Below are 24,482 nucleotides of genomic sequence, written 5' to 3'. Positions count from 1 at the left end.
ACAAGGAATACGAGTTGTAACTTGTATTCCCCTAGAAAAGTATAAGGAAAAGTCGATGGAAATCATTCTCGGCGTAGGCATGTTCACTGCGATCGTTATAGCTTTGGTTCTAGTAATCTTATTTGCTAAATCGAAGTTAGTTGCAGAAGGTGACGTGACTATTAGTATAAATGGCGATCCAGATAAAGCAGTTACGACTAGTGCTGGCGGAAAGCTATTAGGCGCACTTGCTGACCAAGGTATTTTTATTCCTTCAGCATGTGGTGGTGGTGGTACTTGTGGACAGTGTCGTGTACATGTTCATTCAGGTGGTGGAGATATTTTACCAACTGAGCAAGGTCATATCACTAAACGTGAAGCTAAAGAAGGTTGTCGTCTTTCATGTCAAGTTGCTGTTAAGCAAGACATGGAAATTGAAGTAGAAGACGAAATCTTTGGTGTTCAACAATGGGAATGTGAAGTTATCTCTAACGATAACAAAGCAACTTTCATTAAAGAGCTAAAACTACAAATTCCAAATGGTGAATCTGTACCGTTTAGAGCCGGTGGTTATATTCAAATTGAAGCGCCAGCTCATCACGTTAAATACAGCGATTTTGATATTGATGAACAATACCGTGGCGATTGGAATCATTTTGGCTTTTTTGATGTTGAATCAAAAGTTGATGAACCAACGTTACGTGCATACTCAATGGCTAACTATCCTGAAGAAGAAGGCATTATCATGCTTAACGTGCGTATTGCTACGCCACCTCCAGGAAGATTACACTTACCAGCAGGTAAAATGTCATCGTACATCTTTAGCTTAAAGCCTGGCGATAAAGTTACTATTTCAGGTCCATTTGGTGAATTCTTCGCGAAAGATACCGATGCTGAAATGGTATTTATTGGTGGTGGTGCTGGTATGGCGCCAATGCGTTCACACATATTTGATCAACTTAAGCGTTTAAACTCTAAGCGTAAAATGAGTTTCTGGTATGGTGCACGTTCACTACGTGAAATGTTCTATGAAGATGACTATAACGGCTTAGCGGCTGCTAATGACAACTTTGAATGGCACGTTGCACTTTCAGACCCTCAACCAGAAGATAATTGGGATGGTTTAACAGGTTTTATTCATAACGTATTACATGAACAATACTTGAAAGATCATGAAGCGCCAGAAGATTGTGAGTACTACATGTGTGGTCCACCAATGATGAATGCTGCTGTTATTCATATGCTTAAAGACCTTGGTGTAGAAGACGAGAATATCATGTTAGATGACTTTGGTGGCTAATATTTTATTTTAAGCTTGCCTATTGGCACTACTTCAGCGTTGGATGTACTCATTGACTATCGTCAACTCCGTGCATCCGCTTTGAATTAGCACCACTATTCTTCGCTTAACTTTAAAATATAATTCACACTAAAATATTTAATTAATATTTTATTTAAAGGCGACTTAGGTCGCCTTTATTATTTATATAAGTGCAATTTACTATCTGATAGAAGTGCATTTACATAAATAATAATCTTTTGGAAGTTGTATGAAAAACTTAATATTAATCACGCTTGTTTTAACTTTACTGACGGGATGCTTTCCTAGTAAAAACTTAGACAAAAAAGAAGTACTACTGCAAGGTAGAACAATGGGAACCACTTACAATATTAAAGTGATAGTAGAAAACGACTCTATTGATACCCAATTACTACAAAAAGATATAGACAGTGCGCTTGTTAATGTTAACCAAGAAATGTCTACCTATATTCCTGATTCAGAGCTTTCACGTTTTAATCAATTACGATCGTCAGAGCCTGTTACTTTATCTAAAGGTTTAGCGCGTGTTATTGAAGAAGCTATTCGTTTAGGTAAATTAAGTAATGGCAAGTTAGATGTTACCGTAGGACCTTTAGTAAACTTATGGGGGTTTGGTCCTGAATATCGTCTTGAAAAAGTGCCTTCTGATGAGTTACTCGAACAAACTAAAAGTAAAGTAGGTATTGAAAATATTGAGTTAGTTGATGGTCGATTAAGTAAAAAAATTGATGAACTCTATATTGATTTATCTACCATTGCTAAAGGCTACGGAGTCGACCTAATTGCCGAGTTAGTAGAAAGCAGAGGCATACACAACTACTTAGTAGAAATTGGTGGTGAAATGCGTTTAAAAGGCTTTAAAGATACTGGCGAGTTATGGCATATCGCTATAGAAAAACCAGTAACAACCGAACGCGCTGTTCAGCAAGTTGTTGTTCCTAAAAATAACGCTGTTGCTACTTCTGGTGATTATAGAAATTATTTCGAATCTAACGGGCAACGTTTTTCTCATATTATTGATCCTGCTACAGGAAAACCTATTAATCATAAGTTAGTATCTGTCACGGTTATTCATCCATCATCAATGACGGCTGATGGTTTATCTACAGCATTAATGGTGATGGGCGAAAAAGAAGCGTTAGCTTTTGCAGAAGAGAATGAAATAGCTGCTTACTTTATTAGTAAATCAGAAAATGGCTTTGTTGAGCAAAGCACGGTAAAATTTGCTCAATATCTTAAATAAAAAATAATTAACGAGAATATTGTTTACATATACTCGGTCTATATTAAAAGTTGTGCTTTAAATAGAATAAAGCATGAATACATTTGAACAAAATATTAAGGTTACATTGTGGGTATCTTTTTAATTACATTATGTTTTTTTCTCGTGGTTGTTGCTGCAATGGCCGTTGGTTATATTTTTCAAAATAAAACACTTGCGGGCTCTTGTGGTGGTTTATCTTCAATGGGCATTGAAAAAGCTTGTGACTGTGATAACCCGTGTGAAAAAAGAATTGAACGTGAAAAAGCCGCTGCTCTTAACGAAAATTCTATAGATATTAAAAATATCTAATTATAGTCGACTATTTTAACGACCTAATAGCTTTACAGCTTTATATCACTCCAACAATTAAATAAGTGGTGCAGCATGTATCACTTATTTCTTCCTTCATTATCTTCCTCATTGTAAATACCTAACAACTCCTTTAAACTGTTTTTATATACAGTGTTTTTGGGTTTTCTATGGTTCGTAAAATTATTCATATCGATATGGATTGTTTCTATGCCGCAGTAGAAATGAGAGATAATCCTGAATTAAAACATGTACCTATGGCCGTTGGTGGTAATGGTCCTCGCAGTGTTTTATCCACTTCTAATTATATAGCTCGCCAATATGGTGTACGTTCAGCTATGCCAAACGCTAAAGCCTTTATGTTATGCCCTGATCTTATTATTGTGAATGGCAGAATGGATGTATATAAAGAAATATCGGTAAAAATTAGAGCTATCTTCCAAAAGTATACAGACCTAATAGAACCTTTATCGTTAGACGAAGCTTATTTAGATGTTACCGACTCTAAACACTGTCAAGGTAGCGCGACGCTTATTGCTGAGCAGATAAGACAAGATATTTTTGATGAGCTCAATCTTACCGCTTCAGCAGGTATAGCTCCCAATAAATTTTTAGCCAAAATTGCCAGCGACGAAAATAAACCTAACGGACAATGTGTTATTACGCCTGACAAAGTTAACGACTTTGTTGAAAAAATGTCGCTCAGTAAAATTCCTGGTGTAGGCAAAGTAACGTTTGAAAAACTTAAAGCGCATGGTTTAGAGTTTGGGCGAGATGTTATCGCCTACGAAAAATCTGAACTTATTAATAAGTTTGGTAAATTAGGCATCTCTTTATGGCATAAATGTCATGGCGTAGATAATAGGGAAGTGGTTACTAGTCGAATACGTAAGTCTGTAGGTGTTGAGAGAACCTTTGCTCATGATATTAACTCAGTAGAAGAACTGAGTGAGTATATGCATGAAAAGCTGATTCCTGAGCTAAAGCGGCGTTCTGAATCTTATCTTCAAACACGTGATATCAGTAAATTAGGAGTTAAAGTTAAATTCAAAGACTTTCATCAAACCACTAAAGAATTTAAGCATCATAGTTTTGACGATGATATTTTTAATCAGCTTTTACAAGAAGCATTAGCTCGCGGAGAGGGTAAAGCGGTGAGATTATTAGGTGTACATATTGGCTTGGGCGAAGAAGCTGACGAGCAACATCAATTTGAGTTGGAGTTATAAAGAGAGTAGGGCTACAGCTAACTTATATTGCTAATGCAACCCTTAATTAGTTTTAAAATTTAATGGACTTGGTATTACTCAACGTTTAACACTACTTTGATTGTTGCTGATGCAAGGTTAGCAACATCATATATAATAATCTCGTCGTGATATATACCAGAACCTAACGTGTTGTAATCGACTAACGTAATAATAAGTTCGCTTGGTTTTTCTGTCTCTTTAGATACAGCAATCCAGTCTTCATTTCTTAAGGCTTGCCATTCGCTATCAATATTACCTAAATTAACAATAAACTGTTCATCTTGGGGGTTAGATAACGGTACATTAAAGGTTACTTCAAGCGTATCAGGTATAAAAGGTGCTAAGTTAAAAGTAACGTTATTGCGTGTTTTATCGTTGGCTATTATATGTTGAGCGCTCAGTGAAAAACTTATATCAACAGGCGATACATTAAATAATTGAGTATTGTTAGAGGCAGAAATACTCGCCATTAATTGTTGTTGCGTACTGTAGGTATTAATGTGTGTTTCATAAAGGGTTGGTGAAGTATTAGGTACTTTAATTGTTCTTATATAATGAGGCTGATTAAGGCTATTTAGGTAAACAGAGTGAGTAACTATATTATCTTCACTTGAGGTTATATCTTCATTTACAATTGTTTCAGTGGCTTGATCCGCTCTTAGTACCGTTTCTTCTTTTGCTAATAAACCATTATCAGTAAAGTTTGTACCATCAAAACTCAGCCATTCAGATGTTTTACTCACAAGGTATAGATTTTTTTCATCGTTAGTTACAGCTAAATCTATAATAGGTTCTTCATCAGGAAGGTTCGTAGGGTGATAGGTATGAGTTAAGCTAGTAGCTACTTTTTCTTTGGTATAGTCGTTTACTTCAACTTTAAATCTTTTTATTTGAGACAAGTTTGTATCAGAATTATCTATAGCAAATATACTATTGCTTAACTCGGCTACTACAATTTTCGTTGGGTCAAAAGCATCGGCTACATTGAAATAAAGTTGTTTTAAGTTTTCGTCTGCAAATTCAAAAGCTGATGTTAATACAAAATATCGGCCAGACAATCTAACGATACGATCTGGGGTAGCAACTATCGTCCAATCTTCAATCTCATTTAAGGTATTGTCTGCTAAATTTATTTTATATCTATGGGTAACTGTAGATGTTTCATCATCACTCGTTGTTGTTTCAGTTGCTTGAGCCAGCAAGTAGGTGCCTTGTGGATGCATAACAAACTGTGCTACTTGGGTGCCTTCAGGTGAGGCAATTAAAGTATTAAGCAATTCCCCCGTGTAAATATTGAATACTTTAATTTCATTATTTACACCAACATATACTAAAGGCTGCGAAGGAGATGTTGCAATCGCATTAGCGTTAATCAAATCACTATTAAGCGCTATATCTTGTTTTTCAGTTAGGGTAGTTGAATGAAATAAACTTACGCTTACAACATCAGTAATGGCTTCGTTTGTCGTATTCGATTCAATACTAATGTCGGCTAGTGATGTTTCATTTTCAGTTACTTTTGAAGTATCCGCGCTTATTTTAAGGGCATTTCCACCAGCTAAAGGCGTTAAGGTTAGCCAATCAGCCGTTGTAGTCGCTGTCCAATTAATCACCTTTTCTGCATTGTTTGATATAGATATAATCGTTTCGGTTATGTTGCTATTAGGCGTAGAAACTAAAGCAACGTGTGGCTGGTTGGCAAAAAGGTAAGTGTTATCTAATCCCAGTTCTACAGGAATAACAAATTCTTCGTTTGTTACCGTATTTTTTAATGTGATTTCTGTTTGGTATACATCTAAACTGCTAAAGGAACTAACATCAGCAGTGCTGGTTAACGTAAGTGTTTTAGTTTCAGTATCTTGAGTTAAAACAGGTGTTAGCCAAGCCGCTGTTGTAGAAGCTTCCCAAGTATCGTCTGTTGAATTGATTAACGTAGTTGTTTGGCTGGGTACATTAGTTTTACCTGCAATGGTTTTAAAACTAACTGTTTGAGCAATTAATATCGAAACATCTATATCGTGATGAACAAGGTTAATATCTGTTCCTTCAATAGCGCCTGTAGAAAGCCTAATTTTAGTTTCATATAAATTAGGCCTATATAACTCACTATCTACTAATTCAATATAAACCGTTGCGGAATTTTGAGTTACATTCTCCGTTCTAAACTTTATCCAAGATAGTGGCGTTGAATCGGGAGAAAAACCGACTAATAAGCCATCACCAGAAAATTCAACGTCAACTTTTAAAGATTGAGTCGACTTTTCCTGCGCTACCGCGCTAAAGGTTAACGATGTTTTGTCAGCTGATATTGTGTAGCTTTCTTTGTCGCTTGAACTACCACACGATTGCAGAACAACCAATAAGCCAGCTAGAAGAATATTTCGAATGGTTAACATGTTTTTTAACATACAGATCCCTGTTTAGTTTTACAGCTTTTTGGACTGTTTTTATATGGCTATATTTTGCGTGATCATCGTGCAAATGTAAAAGCTATTTATTCTCTTGTTTATTTGCTTAAAATATTCAGTAAAATAAGCCTACTCATTGTATAGGTTTAAATTTAATTGAATAAAAGTATTTTACATTCCGCTATCGGGTTGTTATCTCGTAGAGAACACTCCACAAAAGAATTAACGCAAAAACTTTTGTTGAGAAAGTTTGAACAAGAAGAAATAACGCCGGTTATTGAATACCTTATTGAAGAAAACTACCTAAGCCATGAACGCTTTGCTGAAAGCGTGTTTAGAACGCGTGTAAATAGAGGTTATGGTTGGTTGTATATTAAAAATGAATTAACGCAAAAAGGTATTAGTTCATCATTAATTTCTCAATTAAAGAATAATCAGCAAATTGATTGGTATCTTCAGGCCGAGCTTGCGTATAATAAGCGTTTTGGTACAACAGCTGTTATTGATCAAAAAGATAAAGCAAAACGTGCACGATTTTTACAAAGCAGAGGTTTTTCCTCTGATGAAATTTTCGCTATTTTGTAAGTAACTACAATACGAATATAAATAATTAAATGTTAACGAGTTGGATTTCCCATGATTAAAACGAGTGCTGAATTACGTCAAGCATTTTTAGATTTTTACGCATCTAAGCAACATCAAATTGTAGCAAGTAGTTCTTTAGTTCCTGGTAACGACGCTACCTTACTTTTTACCAATGCTGGAATGGTACCATTTAAAGATGTTTTTTTAGGTGCAGAGCAACGTAGCTATACGCGTGCTACCTCTTCGCAGCGCTGTGTTAGAGCCGGTGGTAAACACAACGACTTAGAAAATGTGGGATATACCGCTCGTCATCATACATTTTTTGAAATGTTAGGTAACTTTAGTTTTGGCGATTATTTTAAAGAACATGCCATTACTTATGCATGGGAATTTTTAACCACCGTATTAAAATTACCCAAAGAAAAACTGCTAGTAACTGTTTATGAATCAGACGACGAAGCATTTAACTTTTGGGCTGAAAAAATAGGTGTACCTGTAGATAAAATTATTCGTATAGGTGATAAATCTCCAGATAAAAAATACGAATCTGATAACTTTTGGTCAATGGGTGACACTGGGCCATGTGGTCCATGTTCTGAAATATTCTACGATCATGGTGAAGGTATTTTTGGTGGTCCTCCGGGATCTCCTGATGAAGATGGCGATCGCTTTATCGAAATTTGGAACCTTGTTTTTATGCAGTTCAATCGCCAAAGCGATGGAGCAATGGATCCACTTCCTAAACCTTCTGTTGATACAGGTATGGGGCTTGAACGTATTGCGGCTATTATGCAAGGTGTTCACAGCAACTACGAAATTGATATTTTCCAAGGTTTAATTTCTGATATTGCTAACTTGTTAGACTGTAAAGATTTAGAGCATAAATCATTACGTGTAATTGCTGATCATATTCGCTCTTGTAGTTTCTTAATTACTGATGGTGTTATGCCATCAAATGAAGGCCGAGGTTACGTACTTAGACGTATTATTCGTCGTGCAATTCGTCATGGGCATAAGTTAGAAGCTAAAACAGATTTCTTTTATAAAATAGTAGCGTCACTAGCTAAGCAAATGGGCGATGCCTACCCTGAATTAGTTGATCAACAAGCTATTATTGAAAAAATACTGCGTATTGAAGAAGAACAATTTGGCCGTACGCTTGACCGAGGCATGGCATTACTTGAAAACATACTATCTGAAATGAAAGGTAGTGTAATTTCAGGTGAAGACGTATTCAAACTTTACGATACTTACGGATTTCCGGCTGATTTAACCGCTGATATTGCACGCGAACGTGACCTAACTATCGATCAAGATGGTTTTGATCAAGCCATGACACGTCAACGTGAACGAGCGCAACAAGCTAGCCAATTTGGTACAGATTACAACGAACAATTAAAATCTGATCAAATAAGTGATTTTAAAGGCTATACGCAATACCAATTATCATCAACGGTTGTAGAACTTTTTGCGAACGGCGAATCAGTAACAGAGCTGAAAGCGGGTGAGCAAGGCGTTGTAATATTAGACCAAACACCATTTTACGCAGAGTCGGGCGGACAAGTAGGTGACTCAGGTGTTTTACGTTCTGACGCTGGCGTATTTGAAGTTAAAGACACAGTAAAAGTAGGTAATGCTTTTGCTCACCAAGGTGTGGCACAAGCAGCAATTAAATTACAACAAAAGGTTAATGCAGAAATTAACCTTGAAAGCCGTAATAATATTGTTAAAAACCATACCGCTACTCATTTACTTCATGCCGCTTTACGTAAAGTATTAGGTGACCATGTTACGCAAAAAGGCTCGTTGTGTGATGCTGAAAAATTACGTTTCGATTTCTCTCATTTTGAAGCCGTAACAGCAGAAGAATTGCATACCGTAGAGCGCATGGTAAATAATGAAATACGTACAAACCATAAACGCAACACCGAATTAATGGCAATAGACCAAGCCAAAGAAAAAGGCGCTATGGCACTATTTGGTGAAAAATATGACGAAGAAGTACGCGTAGTAACACTGGGGGAATTTTCTACCGAATTATGCGGCGGTGTTCATGTAAACCAAACGGGCGATATTGGCTTATTTAAAATAGCGTCTGAATCTGGTATTGCTGCTGGCGTTAGACGTATAGAAGCTTACACAGGTAACGGTGCGTTAAACTTTGTTGACGAACAAGCCAGTACATTAAGTAAAATTGCATCAATGGTAAAATCTGACACAAACAGCGCAGCAAGCAAAGTAGAGCTACTTATTAGTAAAGGTAAGCAACTTGAAAAAGAAATTGCCCAGCTAAAACAAACATTAGCGGCTCAAGCAGGTTCTGACTTAGTTAGCCAAGCAATCGACATTAATGGTATTAAAGTACTTATTGCGAATCTGGAAAACGCCGAAGCTAAATCATTACGTGGTATGGTAGACGACCTTAAAAACAAAATGGGCTCAGCTATTATCTTTTTAGCAACAGCTAACGACGATAAAGTGAGCTTAATTGCTGGTGTAACTAAAGACTTAACCAATAACGTTAAAGCGGGCGAATTAGTTAATGTAGTAGCCCAGCAAGTAGGTGGTAAAGGTGGCGGACGTCCAGATATGGCGCAAGCCGGTGGTAGCCAACCAGAAAACCTAGTAGCAGCACTTGCAACCGTTAAACCATGGTTAGAAGAAAAATTGGGCTAATAGCGCTTATTTAAATTAAATAAGAGTGAAACAACCTAAACATAAAAAGACGCATCCCGCGTCTTTTTTTATAGCAGTAATATTTTAAATACATTAAGGATGAAGAATGAACTTTCAAAAATTTAATATCCCAGTAAAAACGATTATATTTCTAATCGTCGGCTTTATTTTACTGATGGGATCTATTTATACCGTTAACGAAGGGCATATAGGGATAGTTAAACGTTTTAGCGAAGCTAAAGAACAAGTAAACCCTGGGCTACACTTTAAAGTACCTTTTATTGATAGCGTAGAAGAAATAGAAGTAAGAACACGCAAAAACGAAGAAAGAATGGCCTCTAGTACAAAAGAACAAATGCCCGTTACCATTAGCGTTTCTGTTAACTGGACAGTAGATAAAACTGCAGCATTAGAGCTATTTAGACAATACGGCGGTCTTTCACAATTTGAAAGCAGAATATTAGATCCAAGGTTTAGATCCGCAACGAAAGACGTGATCCCACGCTTTGATGCAGAAAAGCTTATTCAAGACAGAGCAAGCGCGATTCAAGCCATTGAAGCTAACTTAATTGAAGAGATGAAAGACTTCCCAGTAACAGTAGATAACATTCAAATTGAAAACATTCAGCTACCTGCTAAGTACTTAACATCTATTGAAACTAAGCAAACAGAAAAAAACTTAGCAGCTGCCGAAGAACATAAACTCGCAAGACAAAACCTAGAAGCCCAACGAGATGTAAACACCGCTAAAGCAAAAGCTGATGGTATTAAATTAGTTGCTATTGCAGAAGCAGAATCTATTCGTATCAAAGGTTTAGCCGAAGCAGAAGCCATTACAGCAAAAGCGAAAGCATTAGGCGACAACCCATTAATTGTTAAGTTAACAGAAGCTCAAAATTGGGACGGTAAATTACCTTCAACCATGTTAGGTGGACAGAACATGCCTATTTTAGATATGCGAGCTAAATAACCTCAGCTCGGGATAAGTAAAGTTACTCAACAAGCTATTTTTACGTCTAACTTCGTTGAATTTATTACTAATAGCCAGCTATTAGATAGAAAAATTCGCCTTGTTATACACAAAAATATCAATGTTGAGAAGCTAATATAGCTTAGGAAAACAACGATACATATTAGGTTTTTGATAAATAATAACTTTAATTCATTCGCTAACATTCATTAACCCGAGTTGAGGTTAAATAGTTTTTAAAATATATGAGTTTTATATAAACGAAAAAAGACGCTAATCAGCGTCTTTTTGTATTTTAAAATCAATAAATTACCTTGATTAAGGTTAAGTGCGTAAATGCAACGGAATAACAACTTTTAAACGTTATAGACCACTATCAAAACAAATAAAATTTAGCTTTATATTCCTAAAAATACATCAGTTTTAGAAGTTATCAGAAAACTCTTCAGGCGCTTTTCTTGCTTTACGCGAACGGTTAACTTTAACTAATGCTGAACCCTCATCAATAGTAGTACAGCTCACATCAACTCTTTTGCCTAACTCTGTTTGAACAATAGTTTCAGAGCAGACACTTTTAACCAATTTTCCAATAGATTGTAATAAAATATTTGAGTCATTAATGGCTTATGAGTAACTAGAGGTAAGGGGGTATACAAAGGACGATTAATCGACGTATGTGATGAATCACCTAGAGAATATATTTTTAGCTTCGACTATTTAACAAAAATGGGAGTTCCACTTAGAGATATTAGTTATTGTGATAATACTTTTAATAAAGGAGATTATTCAGATACGCATCGAGAAAAAATTGATTCTAATAATGAATAATCACAGTGAACACTATTAATATTTGCTTGAATCCATTCATCTTTTGTAACACTCGACCATGATATTTGAAAGCCACTGTTAACAGTTATATGTTCGAATAAAATGCGCTGTGAACGGCCATTACCTTCGCGAAATGGGTGGATAATATTTAAGTCACCATAGAATTCAGCCATTTTAATGATGAACTTTTCTATATTAAGCTGTTGGAAATAATTTTCTTGAGCTAATAAAGTAAATATTTTATCGGCTTCACGTTGTATATATTCAGGACGACAAAACATGGTGTCGCCTTTATTTATACCTATCGTTCTAATTAAACCTGCCCACAGATACAGATCACTAAAAAGTGTTTTATGAATATTTTGCAGATAAGTAAAATTATAGGGAGGTGGAGAGAAATCAATTGATTCAGAGGATAATAATGAAATATCTGTTTCAGCTAATTCTAATAATGCATTATCTTTTATATTGAGATTGTTAATTAAGATATCTGTATTTTTATAGCAATAAGGGTCATCACCTGTACCATATTTCATCGATACCATTTAAGAAGCAAGTGCCTTATATTTAGCAATAGTTTCTTCTTTGGATAATGCCATTGGTTTTGAGTTTTCAGTTGGAGTAACACCTTCTAAACGTAAACTATGAAGATAATTTTCCGTACGATGTTGTTTAATATATTCAACTTTTTCAGAAAAGGTTAATAAAGCCAAGATAAACTCCTCAAAAAATTAGTACAATAAAATAGTAATATCATTATATAACAATATCACTATCTTTATAACTATTCCAAATTGTTAAAGCGCACTGCTTTTAATAAAAAAGTAACGTTATTAAGTTATTTCCATAGTTGTCTGACGTAACGTCATAAGGTGTGAAACACATGATGATGGGCTTCAACAGACTGCTGCACCTAATGCAAGTTTAATTTAAATAAGAAAGTCAAAGTAAACCAGCGCGAGAGCACTGAGGCGGAGGGCGAAGCCTGAGCAACGACAACGAAAGCGAGCAAGCGGTTTACCGTCTGCTCGTTTTTTTTATACCTATTAATAATATTAAATAGAGAACAATTGCAGCTTTAACGATTTCTCTTCGTCGTTAAAGAACGTTGTTGAACAAACGAAGTGCGTTAGTAAGTCTTTGATTTTAATAGGCCCCCGTTTAGTAATACGGGGGTAAAGGTTAAGGGGTTGATGAACTATTAGCTTAGATGGTTTGTTTTTTTTCCTAAGCGTTAGCGCGTTTGTCTTCTATACAGAGTATGGTTAGTACTTTTTTTCACACGCTTTAAATTAAGGTATAAAAGTAAGTGATTGAACACAAAGTATAATTTTGATACTTTGTTTTAAATAAAAATTAATTAAGCGTTATATTATAGTTTTTGGAATTATTATGAATTTAACAAAATATCAAGTATTTATTAGTTCAACATATTCAGATATTGAAGACGAACGAGATAGTATAATTAAAGCCGTTCTTGAGATGTATCATATTCCAATTGGAATGGAAATGTTTAGTGCTGAAGATGAAGACCAGTGGGAAATTATAAGAAGAACTATTGAAGTTAGTGATTATTATATTTTGATATTAGGTTTACGATACGGCTCAAAAACCTCTGATGGTATAAGTTTTACACAAAAAGAATATCAATATGCTTTGGAAAATAAAATTCCTATTCTTGCATTCGTTATGAATGAAACGGTGCCTTTATCTAAAGACAAAAGAGATGATGATCTTACTGAAATTAATAATTTCAGAGAATTAGTCTTGAAAAACTCTAGAATGGCACAGTTTTGGAGCTTAAAAGAAGAATTAATAAAAAACGTTTCTATATCTTTAATGAAACAAATTATGCAAAAACCTGCTGTAGGTTGGGTTAGAGGTGATAAATTGGGGTCTGAAGAGGCCCTTACCAAAGAACTAGCCTCTCTTAGTAAAGATAATCGACAGCTAAGAGAAAAAATTAGTGATTTAGAATCAAGAATATCACCAAAAAAACCTATAATAGAGGTGGCTATAGATCCTCCTAAAGTCGATGAAAATTTTAATAAGTTTGAAAAATTAATATTACCTAATAAAGTTGATTTAAATGATATTGCAGAACATCTGCAAAAATTTATTTCAAATGAAGACATTGAAAAATATAATCGTGAATTCCCAACTGAATTAGAGATAGAGCATTATAACAATGAGAAAGAAAGGATATATAAGCTAGATAATTATTCAACTCCTTTAGTTCTCCATGTTAGTAATAAAGGTTCCATGAAAGCTAATAACTTGTTCATAGATATTATTTTTCCTGATGGTCTTTTAGTGTATATCAAAGGTGAAAAATTTAGTAAACCTAAAAACCCTTTACCGAATAACCCAATTAAAATGGCACAATCTCGATATAAAAAAAATCAAGAAGAAGCGTTTAGAAAATCCATTTCTCACATATCATTAGATAATGTTTTTGGGGCTGATAGTCAAACTAGGTTCGATATGAGAAATATGAATGAACTTCTTGTGCGTAATGTTATGCCTATTACTAACATTAATCAGGATAACTGGACAAATTTGAAGGGCAATAAAGTAACTATAAAACTTAATAATTTACTTCATACAAGACGTCGAACGTTTGATGATGAATATATGCTTGTTCCTCTTAAGTCTGGAAGTTATCAAATTGAAATAAGAACAATTTGTGAAGAGTACGAATCGACTGATATTCAGATGATTGAAGTAGTGGTATAAAAGCTTTATAACAGGGATAAATAACAATAGGAGCTTTACTCGTTCATTATTTTAGCTAATAATTATTGGGAAGTTATATGCAATTTAGGTAAATATAAAAGCTAATTTTTTATCAATAAATAAAAATCTAACTTTTGATTTGTCTGGATATATTTTTTCGAAAGTTTTGAAACTTTTGAGGTTTCGCATTCCCGCTTCAAATTTCCCTTTGTGCTTCCCGCATATATTTTCATATTTTTCAAAGCTGTCACCAATTGATATTTTTCCCTTTGAACAATAGAAATCAGAATTTGCTGAACAGTTAAACGAAATGAATAAGATTAGCCCTATATATTTGTTCATAATATTTTTGTTTATATTTTTTAGGGTACTGTTTGGGTACTTAAATAAAAAACCCTTTACAACCTATTTATTGTAAAGGGTATTGTGTGGTGGAGCGGGGGGGAATCGAACCCCCGTCCAAAAAACCTACATCCTCGGTACTACATGCTTAGTCGATTATTTATTTAACCAATTGGACGCCAATCGACAGGCTTCGTCATGGTGAGCTTAATACTATTTCGCGGTTCAGCCTTAAGCGTGCTTCCCTCGCTATCCTATTTGGGGTGACCATCGATCCTCTAAACAACAGGACAATTTTTGAGGCGATGGCTAGCCTAAGCGGCTAGTGCGAACGTTTCGTCGTTTGCAATTATAGTTTTGCGGCTTTTTACGAGGCCAACCGCCCCTCGGCATGCACCTTGGGTTTCGTGAATCTTGTCGAATCCTAGATCCGCCCCAAAGTTTTTATTAAAGTTTTCACTTTAATTTGTTCTACAACGTGCATTGTACAGCGCTTTCTTTATTTAAACAACGTGGTATTTTTTAACCAGTTAGCGCTCTAAATTTTTGTTTTTCATTAAACGGCTTTTATCAACAGCCCATTCTCTGTCTTTAATATCGGCACGTTTGTCGTGATCTTTTTTACCTTTACCTAGGAAAAATTCTAATTTAACCCAGCAGGCTTTCCAGTACATTGCTGTAGCTATAAGTGAGTAGCCATCGCGTTCTACGTAAGCGCTAACTTGTTCTAGCTCTCTGCGGTTTAGTAGTAATTTTCGGTCACGATTTGGATCACATACTACGTGGCTAGATGCGGCATTGAGGGGCATTATTTCAGCACCAAGCAAATACGCTTCGCCATTTTTAATATGTACGTAACAGTCTGATATGTTTACTTTACCACTTCGGATTGATTTTATTTCCCAACCCTGCAAGCTCATTCCTGCTTCAAACTTGTCGCTTAAAGTGTAGTTATGACGAGCTTTTTTGTTTTGTGCGATAGTATTGTTATTTGGTTTCTTTTTTTTTGCCATGTTAGTTCCATTCTTTTTGCCAAAATAGATAGCAAGCGGCGCCATTATACGGGGAATCTATAGTATTTAAACGGCTTATTTATCATTTTTCATATTAATGCGTTTTTTGTTGAGTTTTGATATGATGCTAGGCTTGTGAATTGGAGGATAAATGCCAACTATAAGTCGTAGTGCGTTAGTCATGCACAGTGTTGAAGAGATGTACAAGCTCATTAATGATGTTGTTTTGTATCCTCAATTTTTACCTGATTGTAGTGACAGTAAAATTATTTCTCAGGATGAAACCTCAATGACTGCGTCGTTGCTTGTTTCAAAAGGTGGAATTAAGAAGTGGTTTACTACTAAGAATACATTATTGAATAATTCTAAAATTGTGATGAATTTAGTTGATGGCCCATTTAAAAAGCTAACGGGTGGTTGGGTATTAACACCGTTATCTGATGAGGCGTGTAAAATAGAGCTTGCTTTAGAATATGAGTTTTCAAGTAAGATTTTTGATTTGGCTTTTGGTAAGGTTTTTAATCAGTTAGCTAATAATATGGTTAAGTCTTTTACAACTAGAGCAAAAGAGGTTTATGGGTAAAATGGAAGCTAATAGTACGTTGGATAATAAAATTACTATTGAAGTTGTGTACGGTACACCTACAAGTCAAAAGATTGTTGAAACCATTGTAGATGCAGAAACAACTATTGAAGAAGCGATTAAAGCTTCAGGTATTATGGCTATTTATCCGGAAATTGATTTAGCAGTTAATAATGTTGGTATATGGAATAGGGCAGCTAAATTAACTGATACGCTGGTTGATTTAGATAGAATTGAAATTTACAGGCCTTTAATTGCAGACCCTAAAGAGGTAAGAAAGCGCCGAGCTGAAAAAGCTAAAGAAGAAGGTCGAGCGAATAAAATTACAGGCGGTAGAGTTAAGCCATTGTAATATTGATGCGTAAAAATTTTGTATTAAAAAAGGCTGATATTCAGCCTTTTTTATTGCCTTACCCCCTATTTTATTAGAATAATTGGGATGGCGTTAGATACTTAGTTTTCTATTGGGGTGTTATATGACTCAGGTAGTTCGAAGTCGCCTGAAGCTGAAACTAGGAGGCCATTTTCAAACACTACGGTAAATTGCTTTTGGGCGTTATATTTTTCACCTTTACCTGATTTTAAACGGTAAACATAGTGCCATGTGTCGTCGTGAAACGAGTCAACAATTACAGGGCTGCCTAAAACGAATTTAACTTGTTCTTTCGTCATATTTAATTGAAGTTTGTCGATGTCTTTTTGTACTAGATAATTACCTTGTGGCATATCTAATCTATACACCCAACTCGAACAAGCACTAATTGATAAACATAAAATAAGGGTTAAAACGCGAAACAACATGTATTAAATTCTTCCTATTTAGGGGTAAGTGCAGATAATAACTAAGCTAAGCTTCATATACAAAGCTATTTTGATTTTATCTAACTTTTATACTTACTCAGCTTGTTTTTTAACCTTAACTGGCAAGTAGTTCTTGGGCATTTGCTAAGCTGGTATCTGTTATTTTATTACCAGCAAGTAAACGCGCAATTTCTTGGACTCGACCATTTTCAGAAAGTTCAGTTACGGTTGTTTCTGTTCTAGCTCCATCGGTTAACTTTGCAACAAATAGCTGTTGATGGCCTTTACTTGCTACTTGAGGTAAATGAGTTACACAAATAACTTGAGTGTTTTTAGCCAGTGTTTGTAATTTTGAACCTACCATAGATGCTGTTGGACCACTTATACCAACGTCTACTTCATCAAAAATGAGTGTAGGAGTTACAATTTTTTCGGCTAAAATAACTTGCATGGCTAAGCTGATCCTTGAAAGTTCTCCGCCTGAGGCTACTTTGTCCATAGCTTCAAGAGGTTGCCCAGGGTTGATGCTAACTAAGAAAGATACGTCGTCGCTACCGGTAATAGATAGTTTTTCATTTTCAGAAGGTTGAATATTTGCCTTGAATTGACCATGAGGCATATTAAGTTCTTGAATGTTAGCTGTTATTAATTTACTTAATTTTTGGGCTGATTTTATTCGTGATTTTGTGAGCGCATTAGATGCTTCAAAATAGTTTATTTTAGTTTTTTCTATCTCGTGAGCTATTTCTATTAATCTATTTTCATCTGAACTTATGTTTTTTAATTCTAGAGATAGCTCAGCATGAAATTTTGCAAGATTTTCAGGCGCTATGTGATGCTTTTTAGCGAGTAGGATCGTTTGAGAATATCTTTCTTCAATCATTGCGTAAGTTTGTGGATCAAGTTCTAAGTTATCGTAGTAGTGTTTTAATTCACTATTGGCATCTTCAATTTGAACAAGGGCTTCGTTAATCGTATTCGCGATGTTGGAAAGTTTGTTATCTAATTTAGATAAGTTATTTAAGCTATCGCTTGTTTTTCTGAGTGAATCAACAATATTAAAATTATCGTCTTCAGATAGGGTTTGTATTGAGTATAGGGTATCGTTCAAAATATCTTGTGCGTTACTATGGCGTTTGTATTCAATTTCAAGTGCTTCAAACTCGCCGTCTTGCAGTGAAAACTCATCGAGCTCTGTTACTTGATATTGTAATAAAAGTTGCTTGGCATCTCTTTGTAACTTAGTTTCATTTAATACCTCCAATTCGTTACTGAGCTTTTTGTAGTGATGAAAATAGTATTGAACGTCGTTGAGTAAATGGCTGTGATTTGCGTAGCCGTCTAACATTTTGCGTTGTTCGGTACTTTTCATAATTAATTGGTGATCTTGTTGGCCATGTATATTAATAAGTAAGCGGCCAATTTCTTTTAATTGAGTAAGAGGAACCTGACTACCATTAATATAGGCTTTAGAACGACCTTCTGCTGATACCACTCTGCGCAGTATACATTCGTCTTCTTCGTTGATTAAATCGTGCTGAGTTAACCATTTAAGCGCAAGTTTATTTTTTGAAATATCAAACGTGGCGGCTAGTTCTGCTTTTGGGGTTTCAGGCCTTACTACGTTGGTTGTAGCTCTTTCTCCTAAACATAAACCAAGAGCATCAATAGCAATAGACTTACCAGCTCCTGTTTCACCTGTAATGGTTGTCATTCCATTTTGCCAGTCAATATCTAACGATTTTACAATGGCGAAATTTTGTATATTTAAGTGTAGTAACATAGTACGAATCAATAGTTAAAAATGATTAACTGTTAATTTATACAGTAACTGTTTTTTATGCAAGTATTGAATGAAAAATAGTTTGATTTTTTAGCTATTGGTTATTTATGTATTAACGCATGCTATGTTTAAGGTATTAATTTAAATCATTAATGTATCATTTTTTATCGCTGTTTTGCTATTAACATTATAGTGGTTCAATTTTGTTCATTCTTATCATTAATTGTTTATCAGCAGGTTTTATATGGATCTTCATTAATCATGAGAGTTCTTGTTCAGGATTTTCTTGGTTGTAGCTAGATTGAGCTAAATCAATTGAAATATTTATGTCAAAAGTCGTGAAAAACTATAAAAAACGTTACAACAATAAGAAAATTTAAAAACTCCTAAGCTATGTAGTGAATGGTTGCTTATTAGACATTAGCTGAGGTTAGCTTTTGTGAAACTATGAGCATATTTAGGGCAATATTATCCGAGATTTTCTGCCACTTGTGGAGCTGGTTTAAGCTCATAGCTGACATTAATGTTCAAATTTTAACGTTGACTATGAGCTTTAATAAATTAACTTTATAAGAGGTTCACTGCTTCAACTTTAATGATAATAAAGATGCTATCGCCACAAATAAACTTGATATCCATAAGCAGGCTTCTAGCCCGTAATTTTGATATACCCAACCTGAAAGCACAGTACCAATTAATCTCCCCATAGCATTAGCCATATAGTAGAAACCAACGTCAAGGGACACACCATCATTACCTGCATAACTTACAATTAAGTAACTATGCAAAGAAGAGTTAATGGCAAAAACAGCACCAAATATTAACAATCCTATAATGATTGAAGCTTGAATGTGAAAATTAAAGTGTAACGCTAAGGCTATCGCCGCAGGTATTACGGTTAGGTAGCTTGCCCACAAAAATGCAGATTTACCTGTTGGTACTTTTCCCTGATTTTTACCGGTAAAATAAGGCGCAAAGGATTGTACTATGCCATAGCCAATAACCCAGCTCGCCATAAATCCACCAACCCACCAATGATCCCAATTAAAGGTTACAGCTAAAAACACAGGTAATGCCACCACAAACCAAACATCCCTTGCGCCAAATAAAAACATTCGCGCCGCAGAAAGTAGGTTGATTGATGAACTTTTTGAGAAAATATCTTTAAATTTAGGTTTGTTTTTCGCTTTCCCTAAATCTTCTTTTAAAGTGATTAAACTAAATACCCATACAATGGCTAACAGTGCAGCCATTAAGATGATTGCCCCTTTAAATTCCAGTAAAGTTAATAGCAATCCTCCTAAAAAGAATCCGACTCCTTTTAGTGCATTTTTAGACCCCGTAAGTATAGCAACCCACTGATAGAGCTTGCCTTCAGCGCCTTCTGGTACGAGTAATTTTATAGAGCTTTTAGCGCTCATTTTATTTAAATCTTTGGCAATACCAGATAACGCCTGTGCGATCATCACATAGATAACCGTTAACATTTCAGCAGGCACAGCTAACATACCAAGAGCGACTATCTGCATGGCTAAACCAATATTCATGGTTTTATTTAAGCCAAGCTTTGCACCTAACCAACCACCAACAAGGTTGGTAATAACACCAAATATTTCATAAAACAAAAACAGCATGGCAATATTTAAAGGGCTGTATCCTAATTGATGAAAATACAGCACTACCAGCATACGTAGCGCACCATCTGTTAAGGTAAACGCCCAATAATTGCCTGTTATCACCAAGTATTGTTTAATCGCTGGAGGTAACATTTTGAGTGATAAAAGCCCCATAAGAATTAACCTTTATCTGCCAAACCAACCATACGCGCTAATTCTGCGGTTCTATTGGCATAACCCCATTCATTGTCATACCAAACATAAAGTTTTACTTGTGTATCATTTACGACCATTGTTGATAATGCATCAATGATGCTTGAACGTGGATCCGTTTTATAATCAATCGACACAAGTGGACGTTCCTCATATCCCATAATGTTTTTTAATTCACCTTGGGCTGCTTGTTTAAGTAATTTATTTACTTCTTCAACGCTTGTGTCACGTTCAACCTCAAAAACACAGTCAGTAATTGAAGCATTAGTTAAAGGAACTCGTATTGCATGGCCATTTAATTTCCCTTTAAGTTCAGGGAAGATATGTGTAATTGCAGTAGCCGAGCCTGTTGTTGTTGGTATTAAACTGGTGCCACAAGAACGTGCTCTACGCAAATCTTTATGTGGTGCATCAATGATCGTTTGAGTATTGGTGATGTTATGAATGGTGGTCATTGAACCATGTTTAATGCCTATTTTTTCATTAATAACCTTAACTACTGGTGCTAAACAATTTGTGGTGCATGAAGCTGCAGTAACAATTGGATGAATAGCTTTATTGTAAAGGTTCTCATTAACTCCCATAACAATGTTCAATACACCATCTTCTTTTACAGGAGCGGTAACCACCACACGCTTAACACCTTGGTCTAAGTAAGCCTGTAACAATGCTTTAGTTTTAATTTTTCCTGACGCTTCAATAACTACATCACAACCAGACCAATCAGTATCTTGAGTCGCTTTGTTATGTGTACATGGTATTGCTTTACCATTAATAACGATTGAATCATTTTCATGAGTCACTTCATGGTGCCAACGACCATGTACTGAATCAAACATCATTAAGTGTGCAAGTGTTTCAGCATTGCCAGCAGGATCATTAATGTGAACTATCTCAATATCATCCCAATCGAATGCTGCGCGCATTGATAAACGCCCCATACGGCCAAAGCCATTAATGCCAATTTTAATCGTCATAAGTGTGTCCTAAATATGTTGTTTAAAGTTATAAATATGAATTAAAGTAATCGAGTTGAGCTGAATTTTTTAGAGCTTTAGGTCGTATTTTTTGAACTTCTTCAATAACCTTTTCACTAGGCCATCCAATTGTTAATAAAATCAGTCCAATCACTAAACCTGTTCTACCAGAGCCACCTTTGCAGTGAACCGCAATGGTACCTTTGTTATTTATCACTTCTAATATGCTTGTCTTTGTGGCTGCCCATTCAGATTCAAAGGCTTGGCTTGGAGCGGCATCATCTAAAATAGGAAGTTGCACCCATGCAATGTCTTGTTTTTTACATTCTGTTGGTAAGGTGAGTGCATTGTTCTTTTCCATTTCCTCATTAAACATCAAGGTAATAAGCATGCTTGTGCCGGCCGTTTAAGTGTTGAAATAGATTGAGATAAATTAACTTCTCTGGTACCAGGGCAAGGGGTAAATATAAGTTGAGCACCGTTTTCAAGGGGGAAAATATCAAATGGATGTGTTGGCATATTATTTCCTAAAAATGAGTTTATATGGTTACTTAAACCAATGTTGCGTTCGATTAATAAAGTAAACTAAAGAAAGCATAACAGGCACTTCAACAAGCACACCGACTACAGTGGCAAGTGCAGCTCCTGAATGTAAGCCGAAAAGTGATATAGCAACTGCAACAGCTAGTTCAAAAAAATTAGATGTACCTATTAAACATGCTGGTGCCGCAATGTTATGGGGTAGTTTCATCCACTTTGCGGCTATATAGGCAATAATAAAAATACTGTATGTTTGAAGCATTAATGGAATAGCAATTAAGCCAATTGTTTCAGGTTCAGAAATAATAGTATTTGCCTGAAAGCCAAATAACAGAACGACAGTTGCTAACAAACCGATAACTGACCAAGGTTTTAATCTTGATAAAAGCTGATGTAATGACTTTTCACCGTGGCCATTATTCAATACTTTTCGAGTCAAAACGCCCGCAATTAAAGGCAGCAAAACATAAAGTACGACAGAGATTAGTAAGGTTTCCCAAGGAACTTGAATATCGCTCACGCCAAGCAATAATGCAGAGATAGGTGCAAAAGCAAAAATCATGATCACGTCATTTACTGATACTTGAACTAAGGTATAGTTCGGATCACCTTTAGTTAACTGTGACCATACAAACACCATAGCCGTACATGGGGCAACCCCTAATAAAATCATTCCTGCGATATATTCTTGAGCAGAAGCAGGGTCAACTAAATCAGCAAAAAAGAAATTAAAGAACAACCAACCTAAACCGGCCATAGTGAAAGGCTTAATCAACCAGTTTATAACAATAGTTAATACAAGCCCTTTAGGGTTTTTCCCCACATTTTTTATCGCTGAAAAGTCAATTTGAACCATCATGGGATAAATCATCACCCAAATAAAAACAGCGACGACAATATTTACATGTGCAATTTCAAAACCGGCAATTGTTTGAAATGCATTGGGTTGCCATAAACCTAAAACCACCCCAAGCACAATGCTTAAGCCAACCCATACCGATAAATAACGTTCAAAAGCTCCCATCATTAAATCCTTTATTCATTCTTTAGAGAAAATTTATTTACAAAAACTTTATTTACAGAAACTTGCTCGATCAGGTCTGTTCTGCATGTTAGCTAAACGCTGAAGTTCGTTGCTGATCATGGGAATATTATTTTCTGTAGTTTGTGCAATAACTGACTTAGCCCATAGCGGAAGTTCAGGGGTAATACGATAAAACACCCATTGACCATGTTTTCTATCGGTTATCACTTTAGCTTTCTTTAAAACAGCAAGGTTACGTGACATTTTAGGTTGGCTATCTTCATCCATCGCTTGCATTAGTTCGCAAACACAAAGCTCACCGTGGTAATGAGTTAACATTAATGTTTTCAGCCTAATTTCATCGGTTAGGCTTTTATAAAAAGAGAGGGGTTCAAAACCATTAAGTTGATCATCTTGTGTGTTAACTAACTTTTCTGTAGCGCCACTACTAATACTGATGTTTTTTTCTTCAACCAAAAGAAACATAGATAAGCGGTTATTAAGCTCATTTAATGTAGTAGAGAAAGGGGTACTGCCAGAGCGCTCTTTTGGATCAGGAAAATCCCATGCTAATTGCTTAACTGCATTAGGATAGCTGCGACATTCATTATTGGCTTTGTCGCATAAAGTAATAACATAATCAAAAGCTTGGCCTTCAAAGACCTTAATATTTTTAGCAACTAAATTACCCGCATCTAAACCAAACTTCTCTAGCGAATCAATGGTACGAGGATCAACGGTATTAGGCTGAGTGCCGGCACTATAAACATCATACTTATCACCGGCTTTATGCCTTAATAAGGCTTCTGCCATTTGAGACCTAGCAGAATTAGCAGTGCATAGAAAAAGGACTTTTTGTTTACTTGTTTTTTTCATAGTAATCAATAAAAATAAAATATACGAATAATTATATATATGAAAAATAATATATACAAGGTGGTTGTTATATTTTACTAATTCATGAGGCTAGAAAATAACGTTGAAATATTAGGGGGATTAATTTTAAGGAGTATTAGTAAATATTTTGTTAAATTTTCTCATAGGTTGAGTTTTTTCTCGCGCGTCTAAAAGATTTACATCTACATAAGTAAATACATAGTGATTATATTTAAACGGTGTAAGACATGTCTTACATTGATGTAGGATATAAAGCTTTTTTATTGAGTGTTGTTTTCTTATGGTTTTATTATCACCTTGATATTATTGGTTATTATTATTATTTTTACTGTAAGAAGGTTTATTTTTAATAAGTTTTTATTATAGG

Annotated in this window: 21 protein-coding genes, 1 other RNA gene and 1 pseudogene; 10 read left to right on the top strand and 13 right to left on the bottom strand. The window is 35.2% G+C overall.

The features are described 5' to 3' along the window. The first annotated feature begins 55 nt into the window (after positions 1-55). The 4 genes from nqrF to dinB all read left to right on the top strand — a co-directional run bounded on the left by nqrF (position 56) and on the right by dinB (position 4,102). Positions 56-1,279 carry an NADH:ubiquinone reductase (Na(+)-transporting) subunit F gene (gene nqrF, locus B0X80_RS01125; RefSeq protein ID WP_077338002.1) on the top strand — a complete coding sequence of 408 codons (1,224 nt, stop codon included), beginning with the start codon at positions 56-58 and terminating at the stop codon, positions 1,277-1,279. A 250-nt stretch (positions 1,280-1,529) separates the two neighbouring features. Beyond that, on the top strand, positions 1,530-2,543 hold the full coding sequence (locus B0X80_RS01120) for an FAD:protein FMN transferase (protein ID WP_077338001.1): 1,014 nt from the start codon (positions 1,530-1,532) through the stop codon (positions 2,541-2,543). Positions 2,544-2,651: 108 nt separating this feature from the next. Beyond that, a complete protein-coding gene (nqrM, locus tag B0X80_RS01115) occupies positions 2,652-2,873 on the top strand; it encodes a (Na+)-NQR maturation NqrM (RefSeq protein WP_076418581.1) in 222 nt (73 codons plus the stop codon). A 170-nt stretch (positions 2,874-3,043) separates the two neighbouring features. Continuing rightward, entirely contained in the window at positions 3,044-4,102 is a 1,059-nt protein-coding gene (gene dinB / locus B0X80_RS01110; protein WP_089024822.1) for a DNA polymerase IV, read from the top strand. Between the two features lie 74 nt (positions 4,103-4,176). Here dinB and B0X80_RS01105 read toward each other — a convergent pair whose 3' ends face one another. After that, positions 4,177-6,531: a BACON domain-containing protein gene (locus tag B0X80_RS01105; protein WP_077337999.1), complete on the bottom strand. Its 2,355-nt coding sequence runs from the start codon at positions 6,529-6,531 to the stop codon at positions 4,177-4,179. A gap of 156 nt (positions 6,532-6,687) precedes the next feature. Between B0X80_RS01105 and B0X80_RS01100 the strand changes: the two genes are divergently transcribed. The 3 genes from B0X80_RS01100 (at position 6,688) to B0X80_RS01090 (ending at position 10,762) form a co-directional block, all read left to right on the top strand. After that, positions 6,688-7,116 (top strand): regulatory protein RecX, encoded by a 429-nt coding sequence (locus B0X80_RS01100; protein ID WP_077337998.1) that lies wholly within the window; start codon positions 6,688-6,690, stop codon positions 7,114-7,116. A 51-nt stretch (positions 7,117-7,167) separates the two neighbouring features. Further along, complete coding sequence (gene alaS / locus B0X80_RS01095; RefSeq protein WP_077337997.1) at positions 7,168-9,792, top strand: alanine--tRNA ligase; 2,625 nt, start codon at positions 7,168-7,170, stop codon at positions 9,790-9,792. Between the two features lie 106 nt (positions 9,793-9,898). Beyond that, positions 9,899-10,762: a prohibitin family protein gene (locus tag B0X80_RS01090; RefSeq protein ID WP_077337996.1), complete on the top strand. Its 864-nt coding sequence runs from the start codon at positions 9,899-9,901 to the stop codon at positions 10,760-10,762. 423 nt (positions 10,763-11,185) lie between these two features. Here B0X80_RS01090 and B0X80_RS20405 read toward each other — a convergent pair whose 3' ends face one another. The 3 genes from B0X80_RS20405 to B0X80_RS20285 all read right to left on the bottom strand — a co-directional run bounded on the left by B0X80_RS20405 (position 11,186) and on the right by B0X80_RS20285 (position 12,303). Beyond that, positions 11,186-11,344 (bottom strand): hypothetical protein, encoded by a 159-nt coding sequence (locus B0X80_RS20405; protein ID WP_175623850.1) that lies wholly within the window; start codon positions 11,342-11,344, stop codon positions 11,186-11,188. Positions 11,345-11,544: 200 nt separating this feature from the next. Continuing rightward, complete coding sequence (locus tag B0X80_RS01085; protein ID WP_217697120.1) at positions 11,545-12,126, bottom strand: putative adenosine monophosphate-protein transferase Fic; 582 nt, start codon at positions 12,124-12,126, stop codon at positions 11,545-11,547. Between the two features lie 9 nt (positions 12,127-12,135). Beyond that, a complete protein-coding gene (locus tag B0X80_RS20285; protein ID WP_089024821.1) occupies positions 12,136-12,303 on the bottom strand; it encodes a YhfG family protein in 168 nt (55 codons plus the stop codon). A gap of 679 nt (positions 12,304-12,982) precedes the next feature. On the opposite strand from B0X80_RS20285, the gene B0X80_RS01080 reads away from it, so the two are divergent. Next, positions 12,983-14,326: a DUF4062 domain-containing protein gene (locus B0X80_RS01080; protein ID WP_077337994.1), complete on the top strand. Its 1,344-nt coding sequence runs from the start codon at positions 12,983-12,985 to the stop codon at positions 14,324-14,326. 429 nt (positions 14,327-14,755) lie between these two features. Here the strand turns inward: B0X80_RS01080 and ssrA are convergent. After that, positions 14,756-15,105, bottom strand: a transfer-messenger RNA (tmRNA) gene (gene ssrA, locus B0X80_RS01070). Positions 15,106-15,198: 93 nt separating this feature from the next. Further along, a complete protein-coding gene (smpB, locus tag B0X80_RS01065; protein WP_077337992.1) occupies positions 15,199-15,681 on the bottom strand; it encodes an SsrA-binding protein SmpB in 483 nt (160 codons plus the stop codon). A 151-nt stretch (positions 15,682-15,832) separates the two neighbouring features. On the opposite strand from smpB, the gene B0X80_RS01060 reads away from it, so the two are divergent. After that, positions 15,833-16,264: an SRPBCC family protein gene (locus tag B0X80_RS01060; protein WP_077337991.1), complete on the top strand. Its 432-nt coding sequence runs from the start codon at positions 15,833-15,835 to the stop codon at positions 16,262-16,264. Next, positions 16,257-16,616, top strand: a complete 360-nt coding sequence (locus B0X80_RS01055) for an RnfH family protein (protein WP_245825354.1) — start codon at positions 16,257-16,259, stop codon at positions 16,614-16,616. Before B0X80_RS01060 ends, B0X80_RS01055 begins: the two co-directional genes overlap by 8 nt. Before the next feature lie 101 nt (positions 16,617-16,717). Here B0X80_RS01055 and B0X80_RS01050 read toward each other — a convergent pair whose 3' ends face one another. The 7 genes and pseudogenes from B0X80_RS01050 to B0X80_RS01020 form a co-directional block, all read right to left on the bottom strand. Then, the gene (locus B0X80_RS01050) at positions 16,718-17,065 is read right to left on the bottom strand and encodes an outer membrane protein assembly factor BamE (RefSeq protein ID WP_077337990.1); all 348 of its coding nucleotides are present in this window, start codon (positions 17,063-17,065) and stop codon (positions 16,718-16,720) included. A gap of 115 nt (positions 17,066-17,180) precedes the next feature. Next, the gene (gene recN, locus B0X80_RS01045) at positions 17,181-18,848 is read right to left on the bottom strand and encodes a DNA repair protein RecN (RefSeq protein WP_077337989.1); all 1,668 of its coding nucleotides are present in this window, start codon (positions 18,846-18,848) and stop codon (positions 17,181-17,183) included. A gap of 578 nt (positions 18,849-19,426) precedes the next feature. Continuing rightward, positions 19,427-20,638, bottom strand: a complete 1,212-nt coding sequence (gene arsJ / locus B0X80_RS01040; protein ID WP_077337988.1) for an organoarsenical effux MFS transporter ArsJ — start codon at positions 20,636-20,638, stop codon at positions 19,427-19,429. Positions 20,639-20,643: 5 nt separating this feature from the next. Beyond that, positions 20,644-21,654, bottom strand: coding sequence for an ArsJ-associated glyceraldehyde-3-phosphate dehydrogenase (locus B0X80_RS01035; protein WP_077337987.1), 1,011 nt, complete (start codon positions 21,652-21,654; stop codon positions 20,644-20,646). 28 nt (positions 21,655-21,682) lie between these two features. Further along, a pseudogene (locus B0X80_RS01030) lies at positions 21,683-22,173 on the bottom strand (phosphatase domain-containing protein). Between the two features lie 28 nt (positions 22,174-22,201). Beyond that, entirely contained in the window at positions 22,202-23,218 is a 1,017-nt protein-coding gene (gene arsB / locus B0X80_RS01025; protein ID WP_077337986.1) for an ACR3 family arsenite efflux transporter, read from the bottom strand. A 48-nt stretch (positions 23,219-23,266) separates the two neighbouring features. After that, positions 23,267-24,031, bottom strand: coding sequence for a metalloregulator ArsR/SmtB family transcription factor (locus B0X80_RS01020; protein WP_245825353.1), 765 nt, complete (start codon positions 24,029-24,031; stop codon positions 23,267-23,269). Positions 24,032-24,482: the final 451 nt, after the last annotated feature.

It is taken from the genome of Pseudocolwellia agarivorans (assembly GCF_002000085.1).
Lineage (GTDB): Bacteria > Pseudomonadota > Gammaproteobacteria > Enterobacterales > Alteromonadaceae > Pseudocolwellia > Pseudocolwellia agarivorans.
Note: the sequence above shows the minus strand (reverse complement) of the source record. Positions and strands in the feature narration are given on the sequence as shown.